Below are 13,525 nucleotides of genomic sequence, written 5' to 3'. Positions count from 1 at the left end.
CGTTGCTGCTTTGGCAACGAAAGTTGCCAGTCCGGCACGGTCGCGCGCATCTTGGGAGCATGACGACTGCACAGGAGTTCTGGGAGTCCTTCTACTCGGAGCGGGACCAGGTGTGGTCCGGCAAGCCGAACCCGTTGCTGGTGCGGGAAGCCGAGCACCTCACGCCCGGCAGCGCGCTCGACATCGGGTGCGCGGAGGGCGGCGACGCCGTGTGGCTCGCCAAGAGAGGCTGGCGGGTGCTGGGTGTCGACGTGTCGCAGGTGGCGCTGGACCGGGCGTTGAAGCACGCCTACGACGAGGGCGTCGAGATCGCGGTGGAGCGGCACGACCTCAAGGAGACGTTCCCCGAAGGGCTGTTCGACCTGGTCAGCGCTCAGTTCCTGCACTCGCCGGTGGAGGAGGACGGGGAGCGCAACAGCATTCTGAAGCGGGCCTCGCAGGCGGTGGCGCCGGGCGGCCACCTGATCATCGGCGGGCACGCGGGGGCGCCGTCGTGGTCGGAGCACCAGCACTACTACTTCCCGACCACCAAGGACGTGCTCGACCACCTCAAGCTGACGGACAACTGGATCGTCATCACCGACGAGGTGGTCGAGCGGCCTCTGGTCGGGCCGGACGGTCAGGAGGAGGCGCGCAAGGACAACGTCCTCACCGTCAAGCGTCTCTACTAGACCACGTACCCGTGTTCGGTCTTCAGCGTGCGCTGGTAGTAGCGGCCGTCCACCGTGCCGCGCCAGCGTTCGCTGGACGACCCGTCCGCGTAGGAAAGAACCCCGTTGGTCCGGCCGAAGCCGCCCTGCGTGTCGATGGTGTCATCGCTGAACTTCGCCCCCTCACCGACCGTCCACAAACGACGTCCCATGTGGACTTTCGCGTCGATGCGGTAGTTGTTGTCGTTCACGATGTTCTGCGTGACGTCCACGTTGAGCGGGAAGTCGAACCCGTCGAGCCTTCCCTTCGACGAGTACGCGCCGGTCACCCTCTGGTCGGTCTTCTGCCTGGTTGCCTTCTCTGCGAGCGATGTCGTGTTGTCGAACGTCCAGGCGCCCTGGGAGAAGACCTGCTGCGTGCCGTGAGACGTCCTGATCACGCCACTGGTCCGCCAAGCCCGCCGCACGTGCGTCTTGATCGTCACGTCGAGATCCGTGCCGGTCGTGGACGTCCTGACCTCGGCGGCGGGTACATCCGCGAGATTCAGCGTTCCGGTCACCCGCTGAACGTGCGGATCCGTGGTGGCGAAGAGGTTTCCGCCCAACGTCCAGTCGTGCACGATTCCGCGCGGCGGGACCAGCTCGATCGTGTGCGCCTTCCCGTCGGTCAACGTTCCGATGAACGGGCTCAGATCGATCGTGTACGGCAGCGTGTCGATGGCGTCGATGGCCGAGATCGGCCGCCACAGCATCGGCGCCACCCCGCCGGTGTAGATCACCGAGTACGGGGCGACGACGCCGGCGGGCCGCCCGTCGACGCGCACCTCGACCTCGCGATACGTTCCGCCACCGCACAGTCCGGCGTCCGGGAACCGGGCGGCGAGGTCGCTCGGCACGTTCGACCACCAGAACTCCTCGCAGCCGCCACCGCGGGCGTAGATCTCGGCGGTCAGTTTCGCGGTGTTCGGCGGAACGGTGACCTGGCGAGTGAAGTTCTTGCCGTCCTTGAGGAATTGCCAGCCTGGCCGTTGAGCGTCGGCGGAGAGGGGCAGCACGACGTCGGCCTGCCGAGGTGCCGGGTACCGCCTCGTCGCCTGGTAGTAGGTGACCGTGACCTCGATGTCGAACAGCCCGGTGTAGGTGTCGTTGACGACGTTGCCGAGATCCACCACGAACGGCTGCGTCTTGGTGAGCAGCGGCGCGAAAGCCGTGATGTCCCGGTCGAAGTGCCACACGATGCCCGACGGGTCCGGCTCGGGCGTCGACGTCCGCAGCACTTCCGCCCCGCCGATCCACAACCCGGCGAGCCGGTCGAACTGACGCCCCTTGCTGCGTCCCGTCCAGTCCAGCACGACCTTCGTCCACGGCCCGGCGCAGTCCGGTGGTGGCGCGAGCGTGCCGACGAACGGTTGCCCGTACGAGTTCGCGAACGTGTGCCGCATCGCCGTGACCGTGCAGGACTTCGTCGGCGGCCGGCTCACCGCGGGGATCGCCTGGAGCGGATCCTGGTAGTCCGTGACCACCCGGTCGGCCTTCGCCACGGGCACCGGCATCAGCGCGAGCACGGCCAACGCCGTGGCGAGGATTCGACGCATGGCCGGACGTTAGCGCCGTCGTGCCGCGAGGTGCACTCGTTCACGGTTGCCGGGAAACGCAAAGGCCACCCGCGGCGACGCTGCCGGGGTGGCCCACACATGACCTCTGTCAGGCGGAACGGATCAGCCGGTCCATGGCCTGACGGTTGATGATCGAACGGAGCTCGCTCGTCTCCTCGGCCGTGTGGCGGGAGAGGATGGCGTCCAGTTCGAGGCGGTCGCTCTCGGAGGTGTAGCTGGCCAACTGCCGCTCCAGGCTCCGGCGCTTCAGCCGAGCGTCACGGCGGGTCGCCAGGCTCGAGCGCAGGGACTTCACGGACAGGTCGTGGCGGGTCATCGTGTCCTTCCAATCTTGGTTACGATTCGATAATACACCCTGTTCAAGCGACCTGTACCGATGAAGAAGGTTAGTTAACTCACGAACTCGTCGAGCAACCTCAGCGCGGTGGCGTACTTGATCTCCAGCCGCGCCTTCGTCTCGTCATCAAGACGGGCCATGCGGGAGGGGGAGAGGTTGTCGGCGATGTCCGCGCGCTTCACGGTCACCGCCAACGGGTTCGCGGCCACGCGGCGCAGGTAGTCGGCCTGCGGCTCGCCCGGCAGGTGGGAGAGCGCGACGACGGCGTCGACGACCACTGAGGGGCACCCCCGTGCCGACAGGTCCGCGGCGGTCACGGAGGTGTCCTCGATGACGTCGTGCAGGACGGCGGCCATCTGCGCGTGTTCACCCGATACCGATGCCATCACTCGGAGCGGATGTCCGATGTACGGGCGGCCCGACTTGTCGACCTGGCCGTCGTGCGCGGAGGTGGCGATGGCGATGGCGTCTGCGAGGGTGAACACGCGCATCAAGCTAAAGCAGTGAGACGTCCACCGCCTGGCCCATGGCCTGATAGCCGGCATCGGTGAGGTGCAGACGGTCCGGCCTGGCGTACTCGTCGCGCAGCCACGCCGGGCGCGCGGGATCGCGCACGGCGGCGTCGAAGTCCACGACGCCGTCGAACGCGCCTGACGTCCGGATCCAGGAGTTCACGGCGGAACGCACGGCCTCGCGCGCGTCGGTGTAGTTGCCATAGCCGCCCATCGGCGTGATGGTTCCGCCGAGCACACGGATGCCGCGGGAGTGCGCGAGAGAGATCACCCGCAGGTAGCCGTCGCGCAGTTCTTCGAACGTGGCATCGGGCTTGGCCTTGATGTCGTTGATGCCCTCCAGCACGATCAACGTCCGCACGCCGGACCGTTGCAGCACGTCCCGTGGCGTCCGTGCGATGCCGGAGACGCCGTACGTGCCATCGCGGAGAAGCTGGTTGCCGGAGATTCCGGAGTTCACCACGCCGAGGGGAGTGCGCGACGCCAGCACGTCGGTCCACCGGCGGTGCGCGCCGCTGGTCGACCCGGACCCGTCGGTGATCGAGTCGCCCAGCGCCACAACGGATCCGCGCACGGGCGAGGTCACGGACACCTCGGACAGGTAGTACCAGGACGACACCTTCTGCGTGAACGCCGAACCGTCCAGGTCCTGGGCGTGGTCGCCGGGAGCCACGTAGTTGGTGGACAACGCGCTGCGGTGATAGGTCGCCACGGCTGGTGCCGACGAGGCCCAGATCGAGACGGCGACAGAGGAATCCGCGAGCGTCCGCAACGCCACCGGGTCCGAGAGCACCTCACGGCCGCGTGGCACGACCACGGACTCGCGGCCGTGGAACGTGACTCGTCGGGCCTTGTCACCGAGCGCGGCACCGGTTCCGGCCGCGGCCACGGACACCTTGCCGACGGTGAGGTCGCCGGAGCTGAACACGTTCGAGAGCTTCACTCGCACCGTCGAGCCGCCGACGGTCAGCCGGACGACGTTGCGCACGGTGTAGGAGGTACCGCTGACCTCCGATGTCACGGGTGTTTGCATCGCGGACCCCCACGCCGCCACCCAGCCGGGAGACGCGCCAACCGGAGAAGCAAACCCCAGCAGCAACGCCAGAACAGCCAATACGCGCATGTCACTCCCTCGGGTAACACGGCGGCGGGGTCAGAGTAATACATCCGATGACCAGCGCAATGCTTGACCGAGGGCAGTGGTCTAGTCCATTTTTAGTCCAACTCACAGCATGGCCGCCGCATGATGTGTGGAGGTGGACCATGTCCAAGACCAGACGAGCAGCGATAGCGCTGCTGTCCGCGCTGTTCGCCTGCGCCGGTCTGGTGTTGGTGATCAACGGCAGCGCCAGCGCCGCGAACCTCGCGGCCAACAGCGGCTTCGAGGCCGGCAACCTGAGCGGCTGGACCTGCTCGGAGGGAACGAGCGTCACCACGGGCACGAAGCGCACGGGCAGTTACGCACTTCAGGGTGCGCCGGCCGGGCAGAGCAACGCGCGATGCCAGCAAACCGTGACGGTGCAAGCGAACACGGCCTACAAGCTGACCGCGTGGGTGCAGGGCAGCTACGTCTACCTCGGCGTCACGGGCGGTGTGGAGAAGCAGACCTGGACGCCGGGCACGAACGGCTTCCAGCAGCTCACCGTCGACTTCACCAGCGGCGCGGCCACCAGCGTGACGATCTACCTGCACGGTTGGTACGGCCAGCCCGCCTACTACGCCGACGACGTCAGCCTCGACGGTCCCGGTACGCCGCCGACGACCACGAGCACCACCACCACCACGACAACGACCACTACCACCACCACGACCAGCAACCCGCCGAACACCGGTCTGCCCAAGCACGTCCTGACGGGCTACTGGCAGAACTTCTACAACGGTGCGCGCGCACTCAGGCTGTCCGACGTCCCCACCACCTACGACATCGTCGCGGTGGCGTTCGCCGACGCGACCGGCACGCCGGGACAGGTCGCGTTCACGCTCGACTCCGGCCTGAGCAGCCAGCTCGGCGGCTACACCGACGCGCAGTTCAAGGCCGACATCAGGACCCTGCAGAGCCGCGGGCAGAAGGTGATCATCAGCGTCGGCGGTGAGCGCGGCACGATCAGCGTCGGCGACTCCACCGCGGCGACCAACTTCGCCAACAGCGTGAAGTCGCTGATCGCCAACTACGGGTTCAACGGCGTCGACATCGACCTCGAGAACGGCGTCAACTCCACCTACATGGCACAGGCGCTGCGCAGCATCCACGCCGGTGGCGGCACGGTGATCACGATGGCGCCGCAGACGATCGACATGCAGAGCACCGGCGCGGAGTACTTCAAGCTGGCGCTGGCCGTGAAGGACATCCTGACCATCGTCAACATGCAGTACTACAACTCCGGTTCGATGCTCGGCTGCGACCAGCAGGTCTACAGCCAGGGCACGGTGAACTTCCTGACCGCGCTCGCGTGCATCCAGCTGCAGAACGGCCTGCGTCCCGACCAGGTCGGCCTCGGACTGCCCGCGTCGCCGTCAGGAGCCGGTGGTGGCTACCAGTCGCCTGCGAACGTCAACAACGCGCTGAGCTGCCTCGCCCGCGGCACGAACTGCGGCACGTTCAAGCCGAGCACGACCTGGCCGTCGATCCGCGGCGCCATGACATGGTCGATCAACTGGGACGCGTCGAACAACTGGCAGTTCGCCAACACGGTCGCCCCTCATCTGGACTCCCTGCCCTAGATGATGGTCCGTCCGTCGTCACTGCCGGAGAGCCCCTGTTCCTTGCGTCAGCAAGGACACAGGGGCTTTACCGGGCATCCACCGCCAGGTCCAACTAGGTTGTGCTCATGTTCCACACGCTGGCCGTGCCCGTGATCGCCGCGCCCATGGCGGGCGGCGCCTCCACCCCCGAGCTCGTCGCCGCGGTGAGCGAGGCCGGTGGGTTCGGGTTCCTCGCGGCCGGTTACCTCACCGTCGAGCAGCTCGCGGAGAAGATCGACCAGACGAGCAAGCTCACCGGCAAGCCGTTCGGGGTCAACCTGTTCGTGCCCGGCACGCGGCCGACCGCCGACCTCTCGTCCTACGTGGACCGCGTCACGGCCTGCGCGGAGAAGATCGGGGCCGTGCCCGGCGATCCGCGCTGGGACGACGACAACTACGGCGCGAAGCTCGAACTGGTGCTGGCGTTGCGGGTTCCGGTGGTGTCGTTCACGTTCGGGCTGCCCGACGCGGACGACGTGCAGCGGCTCAAGGCGACCGGCACCACGATCGTCGTCACGGTCACCACGCCCAGCGAGGCCCGGCAGGCCCAGCAGATCGGCGCGGACGTCCTGTGCGTGCAGGGCGCGGACGCCGGGGCCCACCGCGGCACGTTCACCGACGACGGCATCTCGCCCGGCGGCGGTGAGCTGTACGGGACGCTGGCCGCGCTGACGCTCGTCCGCAACGCCGTCGACCTGCCGGTGATCGCGACCGGTGGGCTCATGAGCGGCGCGGACGTCGCCGCGGTGCTGGCGGCGGGGGCGGTCGCGGCGCAGCTCGGCACCGCGTTCCTCGGCTGCCCGGAGGCCGGAACCGCTGCGGCGCACCGGGAAGCGCTCGCCGAAGGGGCGCGCAGGACCGCACTCACGCGGGCGTTCAGCGGACGACCCGCGCGAGGGCTCGTGAACCGGTTCCTGATCGAGCACACCCCGCACGCGCCCGCCGCGTACCCGAACGTGCACCACCTCACCAAGCCGGTGCGGGCGACCGGTGAGCTGGAGGTCATGTCGCTGTGGGCGGGCACGACCTACCCGCTCGCGACGACGGAACCGGCGGCCGACATCGTGCGAAGGCTCCACACGGAGCTCACCGATGTGGTCAATTCCTTGGCGCGGCGCTTCGGGCGCAGCTAAGAAGGAGAGCGTGACCTCGCTTTCCGATGAGACGTTCCAGGCGATGATGGACTTCGAGCCGATGTTCGCCACGCTCGTGGGCGTGCCCGGCTGGGACGACCGGCTCGAAGACCTCAGCGTCGAAGGCCACCAGGCGCTGCGCGCCCGGCTGACCGACATCCTGCGCCGGGTCGGCGAGAGCGACGAGAGCCAGGTCGCGAAGGACGTGATCACCCATCAGGCCACGTCGATCATCACCAAGATCGACGCCAGGCTCGTCGAGCACACCGTGTCCCGCGGGTTGAACGCCCCGGTCGCGGGGCTGCTGAGGAGGGCGTCGCACGTCGACCTCTCGCAGCGACTGCAGCTCGTACCCCGTTTCCTCGACCAGGCGATGGAGCGGTTGCGCGACACCGACCGCAGGCCGTTGCGCCGGCACGCCGAAAGCGGGGCGGCGCACGTCGAACGCTTCCTCGCCGGGCCGGTGCAGGAGTGGGAGGGCGACGCGGACCTGCGCCCGGCGTTCGCCCGGTACCGCGAGTTCCTGCTCTCCCTTCAGGGTCGCGACGACGAGCACGCGGGCCTCTGCTGGCTGCCGGAAGGCGAGGAGAACTACCGCAAGCTGGTCCGCGACTACACGACCGCCTCGTACACCCCGGCCGAGCTGCACCAGTTGGGGCTGGACCTGATGGCCGGGCTGCGCGAGGAGTACGCCGAGATCGGCTCGCGCGTCTGGGGCACGACCGACGTGCAGGAGATCTTCCGGCGGTTGCGCACAGAACTGTTGTGGGACAACGAGAACGACATGCTCACGAGCGCGGTCGAGGCCGTCGCGCGGGCCGAGGCCGAAGCGCCCAACTGGTTCGGGCGGCTGCCGAAGGCGCGGTGCGAGGTCCGGTTCGTGCCGGAGATGGACCGCGAGAGCGCCCCGTTCGCGTACTACGAGGACGCCGCGATGGACGGCTCCCGTCCCGGCACGTACTTCGCGAACCCGTTGCGCGCCACCGAACGCAGCCGCACGGTGTCGGAGGTCACGGCGTTCCACGAGGCGATTCCCGGCCACCACTTCCAGCTCTCGATCGCAGCCGAGACCGAGCTGAGCAACGTGCGCAAGTTCGCGTTCATCGACTCCTTCATCGAGGGCTGGGGCCTCTACACCGAGCGGCTGGCCGACGAGATGGGCCTCTACTCGTCGGACGAGCAGCGCCTGGGCATGCTCGGCCTCGACGCGATGCGCGCCGGCCGGTTGGTCGTCGACACGGGCCTGCACGCGCTCGGCTGGTCGAGGCAGCAGGCGGTCGACTACCTGCGCGAGAACACCGCGATGGACAGCACCGAGATCGAGTCCGAGGTCGACAGGTACATCGAGACGCCGGGACAGGCGCTCGCGTACATGGTGGGACGCCTGGAGATCATGCGGGTGCGCGGTGAGGCCCAGGCGGCGATGGGCGACCGGTTCGACATCAAGGCGTTCCACGACCTGGTGCTGGAGAACGGCGTGGTGCCGTTGTCCACCCTGGCCGATCTTGTCACCACCTGGTCCGGGAGGCCTGATGTCAGTCGCGGATGAGATGTTCCAGGCGTTCATGGACGCCTCGCCGATGTCAGCCACGATGTTCGGCCTGCCCGGCTGGGACGATCGGGTCGAGGACCTGAGCGTGGAGGGCGAGCAGGCGCTGCGGGCGCGGATCACCGACATCCTGCGCAGGGCCGAGGCGAGTGATTCCGACCCCGTCACGCTCGCCGTCATCAGGCACCAGGGCCAGTCGATGATCACGCGCATTGACGCCAGGCTGATCGAGCACACCGTCGCGACGGGCCTGAGCGCGCCGGTGAACGGCCTGCTCATGATCGCCTCGCAGCTCGACGTGTCCCAGCGGCTCGACAAGTTCGCCCGCTACATCGGCCAGGCGGGCGAGAGAGTGCGCAACTCCGACCGCAGGCCGTTGCGCCGGCACCTCGAAGCGGGGAAGACACGCCTGGACCGGTTCCTGGCCGCCCCGGCGCAGGAGTGGGAAGGCTCGTACTCCGGCGAGATCCGCTCGGCCGTCGCCGGGTTCCGCGAGGTCCTCGCGTCCATTGAGGACGGTCGTGGTGACGACCAGCCGGGCCTGTGCTGGCTGCCCGAAGGGGAACAGAACTACGCGAACCTGGTCCGCAACTACACGACGACGTCGTACAGCCCCGCCGAACTGCACCAGCTGGGGCTCGACCTGATCGCCCGGCTGCGCGACGAGTACGCGGAGATCGGCTCCCGGTTGTGGGGCACGGGCGACGTGCAGGAGATCTTCCGGCGGTTGCGCACGGAACTGTTGTGGGACAACGAGGAAGAGATGGTCGCGAACGCCGTGGAGGCGATCGCGCGGGCCGAGGCCGAGGCGCCGAACTGGTTCGGCCGCATGCCGAAGGTCGGGTGTCAGGTGCGGGCCGTCGACGAAGCGGAGCGGGAGACGTCGCCGATCGCGTTCTACCTGCCCGCACCGCTGGACGGCAGCCGTCCCGGCACGTACTGGCTGAACCCGTTGGGGGCCACCGAACGCAGCCGCACGTTGTCCGAGGCGACGGCGTTCCACGAGGCGGTGCCCGGCCACCACTACCAGCTGAGCATCGCGGCCGAGACCGACATGCACAACATCCGCAGGTTCGCGTTCATCGAGGCGTACCTGGAGGGCTGGGGCCTCTACACCGAGCGCCTCGCCGACGAGATGGGCCTCTACTCGTCGGACGAGCAGCGCCTGGGCATGCTCGGTCTCGACGCGATGCGCGCTGGCCGGCTGGTCGTCGACACCGGCCTGCACGCGTTCGGGTGGACGCGGCAGCAGGCCGTCGACTACCTGCGGGAGAACACGGTCATGCCCGAGCCCGAGATCACCTCCGAGATCGACAGGTACATCGAGGTGCCCGGTCAGGCGCTGGCGTACATGGTGGGGCGCCTGGAGATCCAGCGGGTGCGCGCCGAGGCCGAGGAGAAGCTGGGCGACCGGTTCGACGTGCGCGCGTTCCACGACCTGGTCGTGGGGAGCGGCGCGGTGCCGCTCCCCGTGCTGAACGACCTGGTCAGCGCTTGGACTGCTGCTGCATGACGGAGTTGCGCCTCGAGTAGGCGAAGTAGATCACCATGCCGATCGCGAACCAGATCGCGAACCGCAGCCAGGTCTCCGGGGTGAGGAAGGTGATCAGCCAGACCGAGAACACCACACCGATGATCGGCACGATGGGCATGCCCGGCGTCCTGAACGTGCGCGGCAGGTCGGGTTGCTTGTAGCGCAACACGATCACGGCGACGCAGACGACGACGAACGCCAGCAGGATGCCGATGTTGGTGAGCTCGGCGGCCTCGGCGATCGGCAGGAACCCGGCGATGACCGCGGAGGCGATGCCCAGCACCCACGTGATGCGCGACGGCACGTGCTTCACCGGGTGCGTCTTCGCGAACCACTGCGGCAGCAGGCCGTCGCGGCTCATCGAGTAGCCGACCCTGGCCGCGCCCAGGAGGAACGTGAAGAGCACGGTCGTGATGCCGAGGATCGCACCGACGCTGATGATGATGCCGAGCCAGTGGAAGCCGATGTCCGCGAACGCCGTGGCGAACGCGCTTTCCGCGTCGACGTCCTTGTAGTTGACCATGCCGGTCAGCACGAGGCAGGCCAGCACGTACAGGACCATCGAGATCGCCAGCGAGTAGATGATCGCCTTGGGCATGTGCCGCTGCGAGTCCTTCGACTCCTCGGCGGCCGTGCTCATCGCGTCGTAACCGAACACCGCGAAGAAGACCGTTGCGGCGCCGGTGAAAGCACCGGACAGTCCGAAGGGGAAGAACGGGTTGTAGTTGTCGGTGTCGATGTGGAAGACCCCGACGACGATCACCAGCAGCACCACGGCGATCTTCAGGTACACCAGCGTGGTCTCGAACCGTGCCGCGTTCTTCATGCCGAGGTTCAGCACGTACGCGATCAGCAGGCAGAGGATCACCGCGAACAGGTTGACCTTGTAACTTCCCGGTTCGACGCCCTGGCCTTCGGTGCCCGGCGCGCCCAGCATCCATTGCGGCAGATGGATGTTGAGCAGCGACAGCAGTTCCGTGAAGTAGCCGGAGATGCCGATCGCGACCACCGCCACGATCGCCGTGTACTCCAGCAACAGGTCCCAGCCGATGAACCAGCCGACGATCTCGCCCAGAACCGCGTAGCCGTAGGTGTAGGCGCTGCCCGCCTTGGGGATCAGGCCGGCGAACTCCGCGTAGGAGAACGCCGCCGCGGCGCTCGCGACACCGGCCACGAGGAACGAGATCAGCACGGCGGGACCCGCCGTCTTGTTCGCCACGGCGCCCGCCAGCGAGAAGATGCCAGCGCCGATGATGCCGCCGATGCCGATCGCGGTCAGCTGCCACAGGCCCAGTGTTCTGGTGAGCCCGTCGCCGGAGTCCTCCGCGATCTGGTCGATGGGCTTGCGCCGGAAGACGCCCTGCGCCGTACTCATGCTTCAGCTCCCTTGATGAAGGTGGGTCCGGGCGAACCTACGTGCGTCAACTGTCACGCGGTTTGTTCGAACCCACCAATCAAGTGAGCGATTTTTGGAATCTTTTCCTGTTTACGGGCGGGTGAAGACGATCTTCCCGGCGGTCTCGCCCTCCAGCATCGAGCGAAGGCCCTGCTCGGCGTCCTCGAACTTGAGCTCAGCGCCGATCTGCGGCTTGAGCCCGTTGAGCGCGCAGAACCGCATCAGGTCGCCCAGCTCCTCGCGCGTGCCCATGGTCGAGCCGACCACGCGCAGCTGCAGGAAGAACAGCCGCTGCAGCTCGGCCGCCGTCGCGTCACCGGACGTCGCACCGGAGATCACGACGATGCCGCCGGGCTTGAGCGCCTTCATCGAGTGCGACCAGGTGGCCTTGCCGACGGTCTCGAACACCGCGTCCACCCGTTCGGGCAGGCGCGCACCGGACTCGAACGTCTCGTGGGCGCCCAGCGCCGTGGCCAGTGCGCGCTTCTCCTCGGTGCGGCCGGTGACCCAGACGCGGAAACCGGCGGCACGGCCCAGCTGGATCAGCGCGGTCGACACGCCACCCGACGCGCCCTGCACGAGCATCGTCTGGCCGGGGCGCAGGCCGGACTTCACGAACAGCATCCGGTACGCCGTGAGCCACGCCGTGCCCATGCAGGCGGCCTCGGCGAACGTCAGGTCGGCAGGCTTGGGCAGCGCGTTGCGGGCGGGCACGACCACGTAGTCGGCGAACGTGCCCTGGTGCTTCTCGGTGAGCAGCGTGCGCTTCGGGTCGAGCGTCTCCTCACCCGACCAGTCCGGGTCGCCGATGACCGAGTGCAGCACCACCTCGGTGCCGTCGTCGAGGGTGCCGGCGCCGTCGCAGCCCAGGATCATCGGGAACTGCTCCGGCTTGATGCCGACGCCGCGCAACGTCCACAGGTCGTGCATGTTGAGGCTGGCCGCCTTGACCGCGACGCGCACCCACCCGTTCGGGACCTCGGGCTCGGGGCGCTCGCCGACGCGAAGCGAGGCCAGCGGGTTCTCGGGACTGGGTTCTGCTGCGTAAACGGCGAACATGGTTCGCAACATACCGACCGGTTGCCTGGTCAAATGCCGTGACACCCGTCACGAGACTAGAGTCGGGCGGGTGGACTGGCTGGTGCAGTGGTGGGACGGGGTCGAGCTGTGGGTCGTGCAGCTGCCCGTCGCCGTGCAGTTCCCCGTCGTGATGATCGTGGTGTTGCCGCTCTGCCTGGGCGTGGCGCGGCTGATCGACCGCGTCGCTGACTGGGGTGCGAAGAACCCGGCTTCCGGCGCCGACGCGACCCCCGAGCCCGAACCCGAGCCCGAGAAGGTCGCCGCGTGAGTCCTGGTCGTCGCCTGACCGTCGCACTGGTCGGGCTCTTCGCTCTGGTCGTGATCGGGTGGTTCGTCAAGGGCAACACGTCTGCACCGCCTCCCGAGACCACGAAGCCGGTGGTCACGAGTGCCGCCGATGCGGCGACCGTGCCCGGCGCCGACTCGGGCCTGGAGATCACGGCCCTGTCGAAGCTGCCCGCCGAGGCCGGTGCGACGTGGAAGCTGATCGAGTCGAACGGCCCGTTCCCGTACCCGCGCAACGACGGCGTGACGTTCGAGAACCGGGAGAAGCGGCTGCCGCAGCGGAAGTCCGGGTACTACAAGGAGTACACGGTGCCGACGCCGGGCAGTCCCGACCGCGGCGCGCGCCGGCTCGTGACCGGTTCGGAAAAAGAAGTCTTCTACACCGGCGACCACTATTCGACGTTCGTCGTCGTGGACGTGAAGAAATGAAACGGCACATTCTCGTTTCGGAAAAGTCGGCGGCGATCTCGGCGATTGCCGAGGCGCTCGACTTTCCGGACTGGTTCGGGCAGAACCTCGACGCGTTGTACGACAGCCTGACCGATCTCTCGTGGTTGCCCGAGGGCGAATACGTGCTGGTCGTGCCCGCGAACCTGGACTCGGCCGTGGCGGACGTGCTACGTGACGCTGCGAAACGGACCGCTGAATCAGGTGACCGGAAACTGCGCGTCATTCGCACGGAACGGTGACT

At 67.9% G+C, this 13,525-nt stretch carries 14 protein-coding genes; 8 read left to right on the top strand and 6 right to left on the bottom strand.

The annotated features are described in order from the left end of the window. The first annotated feature begins 59 nt into the window (after positions 1-59). Positions 60-671 carry a class I SAM-dependent methyltransferase gene (locus IEZ09_RS27285; RefSeq protein ID WP_189256620.1) on the top strand — a complete coding sequence of 204 codons (612 nt, stop codon included), beginning with the start codon at positions 60-62 and terminating at the stop codon, positions 669-671. Here IEZ09_RS27285 and IEZ09_RS27280 read toward each other — a convergent pair. The 4 genes from IEZ09_RS27280 to IEZ09_RS27265 all read right to left on the bottom strand — a co-directional run bounded on the left by IEZ09_RS27280 (position 668) and on the right by IEZ09_RS27265 (position 4,238). After that, the gene (locus tag IEZ09_RS27280; protein ID WP_189256619.1) at positions 668-2,245 is read right to left on the bottom strand and encodes a peptide-N4-asparagine amidase; all 1,578 of its coding nucleotides are present in this window, start codon (positions 2,243-2,245) and stop codon (positions 668-670) included. The genes IEZ09_RS27285 and IEZ09_RS27280 overlap by 4 nt on opposite strands. A 109-nt stretch (positions 2,246-2,354) precedes the next feature. Further along, positions 2,355-2,582, bottom strand: coding sequence for a hypothetical protein (locus IEZ09_RS27275; protein WP_189256618.1), 228 nt, complete (start codon positions 2,580-2,582; stop codon positions 2,355-2,357). A 74-nt stretch (positions 2,583-2,656) separates the two neighbouring features. Continuing rightward, a complete protein-coding gene (locus tag IEZ09_RS27270) occupies positions 2,657-3,088 on the bottom strand; it encodes a phosphohydrolase (protein WP_229813001.1) in 432 nt (143 codons plus the stop codon). Between the two features lie 10 nt (positions 3,089-3,098). After that, a complete protein-coding gene (locus tag IEZ09_RS27265) occupies positions 3,099-4,238 on the bottom strand; it encodes an SGNH/GDSL hydrolase family protein (RefSeq protein WP_189256616.1) in 1,140 nt (379 codons plus the stop codon). 140 nt (positions 4,239-4,378) lie between these two features. Here IEZ09_RS27265 and IEZ09_RS27260 point away from each other — a divergent pair, with 140 nt between their 5' ends. From IEZ09_RS27260 to IEZ09_RS27245, 4 genes are all read left to right on the top strand, one after another. Further along, positions 4,379-5,836 (top strand): chitinase, encoded by a 1,458-nt coding sequence (locus tag IEZ09_RS27260; protein ID WP_189256615.1) that lies wholly within the window; start codon positions 4,379-4,381, stop codon positions 5,834-5,836. 107 nt (positions 5,837-5,943) lie between these two features. Continuing rightward, a complete protein-coding gene (locus IEZ09_RS27255; protein WP_189256614.1) occupies positions 5,944-6,990 on the top strand; it encodes a nitronate monooxygenase in 1,047 nt (348 codons plus the stop codon). A 10-nt stretch (positions 6,991-7,000) separates the two neighbouring features. Next, positions 7,001-8,539 (top strand): DUF885 domain-containing protein, encoded by a 1,539-nt coding sequence (locus IEZ09_RS27250; protein WP_308202417.1) that lies wholly within the window; start codon positions 7,001-7,003, stop codon positions 8,537-8,539. After that, entirely contained in the window at positions 8,523-10,052 is a 1,530-nt protein-coding gene (locus IEZ09_RS27245) for a DUF885 domain-containing protein (protein WP_189256612.1), read from the top strand. The genes IEZ09_RS27250 and IEZ09_RS27245 overlap by 17 nt, the downstream gene beginning before the upstream one ends. On the opposite strand, the gene IEZ09_RS27240 is transcribed toward IEZ09_RS27245, so the two are convergent. Together IEZ09_RS27240 and IEZ09_RS27235 are read right to left on the bottom strand one after the other, a co-directional pair. Next, the gene (locus IEZ09_RS27240; RefSeq protein ID WP_189256611.1) at positions 10,027-11,448 is read right to left on the bottom strand and encodes an amino acid permease; all 1,422 of its coding nucleotides are present in this window, start codon (positions 11,446-11,448) and stop codon (positions 10,027-10,029) included. The genes IEZ09_RS27245 and IEZ09_RS27240 overlap by 26 nt on opposite strands. 111 nt (positions 11,449-11,559) lie before the next feature. After that, a complete protein-coding gene (locus IEZ09_RS27235) occupies positions 11,560-12,528 on the bottom strand; it encodes a zinc-binding dehydrogenase (protein ID WP_189256610.1) in 969 nt (322 codons plus the stop codon). A gap of 70 nt (positions 12,529-12,598) precedes the next feature. Between IEZ09_RS27235 and IEZ09_RS27230 the strand changes: the two genes are divergently transcribed. The 3 genes from IEZ09_RS27230 to IEZ09_RS27220 are packed head-to-tail and all read left to right on the top strand — an operon-like array spanning position 12,599 to position 13,523. Beyond that, complete coding sequence (locus IEZ09_RS27230; RefSeq protein WP_189256609.1) at positions 12,599-12,817, top strand: hypothetical protein; 219 nt, start codon at positions 12,599-12,601, stop codon at positions 12,815-12,817. Then, on the top strand, positions 12,814-13,263 hold the full coding sequence (locus IEZ09_RS27225) for a guanyl-specific ribonuclease (RefSeq protein WP_189256608.1): 450 nt from the start codon (positions 12,814-12,816) through the stop codon (positions 13,261-13,263). The genes IEZ09_RS27230 and IEZ09_RS27225 overlap by 4 nt, the downstream gene beginning before the upstream one ends. After that, positions 13,260-13,523, top strand: a complete 264-nt coding sequence (locus IEZ09_RS27220; protein WP_189256607.1) for a barstar family protein — start codon at positions 13,260-13,262, stop codon at positions 13,521-13,523. The genes IEZ09_RS27225 and IEZ09_RS27220 overlap by 4 nt, the downstream gene beginning before the upstream one ends. Positions 13,524-13,525: the final 2 nt, after the last annotated feature.

The organism is Lentzea flava, assembly GCF_014648475.1.
In the GTDB taxonomy this organism is placed as follows: domain Bacteria; phylum Actinomycetota; class Actinomycetes; order Mycobacteriales; family Pseudonocardiaceae; genus Lentzea; species Lentzea flava.
The sequence above is the reverse complement of the archived record's forward strand: the minus strand, read 5'-3'. Positions and strand labels throughout refer to the sequence as shown.

What these genes read in the sequence shown, in the direction of transcription:
- IEZ09_RS27285 (WP_189256620.1), top strand. Translation starts at nt 60, where the DNA reads ATGACGACTGCACAGGAGTTCTGGGAGTCCTTCTACTCGGAGCGGGAC.
- IEZ09_RS27280 (WP_189256619.1), bottom strand. Translation starts at nt 2,245, where the DNA reads ATGCGTCGAATCCTCGCCACGGCGTTGGCCGTGCTCGCGCTGATGCCG.
- IEZ09_RS27275 (WP_189256618.1), bottom strand. Translation starts at nt 2,582, where the DNA reads ATGACCCGCCACGACCTGTCCGTGAAGTCCCTGCGCTCGAGCCTGGCG.
- IEZ09_RS27265 (WP_189256616.1), bottom strand. Translation starts at nt 4,238, where the DNA reads ATGCGCGTATTGGCTGTTCTGGCGTTGCTGCTGGGGTTTGCTTCTCCG.
- IEZ09_RS27260 (WP_189256615.1), top strand. Translation starts at nt 4,379, where the DNA reads ATGTCCAAGACCAGACGAGCAGCGATAGCGCTGCTGTCCGCGCTGTTC.
- IEZ09_RS27255 (WP_189256614.1), top strand. Translation starts at nt 5,944, where the DNA reads ATGTTCCACACGCTGGCCGTGCCCGTGATCGCCGCGCCCATGGCGGGC.
- IEZ09_RS27245 (WP_189256612.1), top strand. Translation starts at nt 8,523, where the DNA reads ATGTCAGTCGCGGATGAGATGTTCCAGGCGTTCATGGACGCCTCGCCG.
- IEZ09_RS27240 (WP_189256611.1), bottom strand. Translation starts at nt 11,448, where the DNA reads ATGAGTACGGCGCAGGGCGTCTTCCGGCGCAAGCCCATCGACCAGATC.
- IEZ09_RS27235 (WP_189256610.1), bottom strand. Translation starts at nt 12,528, where the DNA reads ATGTTCGCCGTTTACGCAGCAGAACCCAGTCCCGAGAACCCGCTGGCC.
- IEZ09_RS27220 (WP_189256607.1), top strand. Translation starts at nt 13,260, where the DNA reads ATGAAACGGCACATTCTCGTTTCGGAAAAGTCGGCGGCGATCTCGGCG.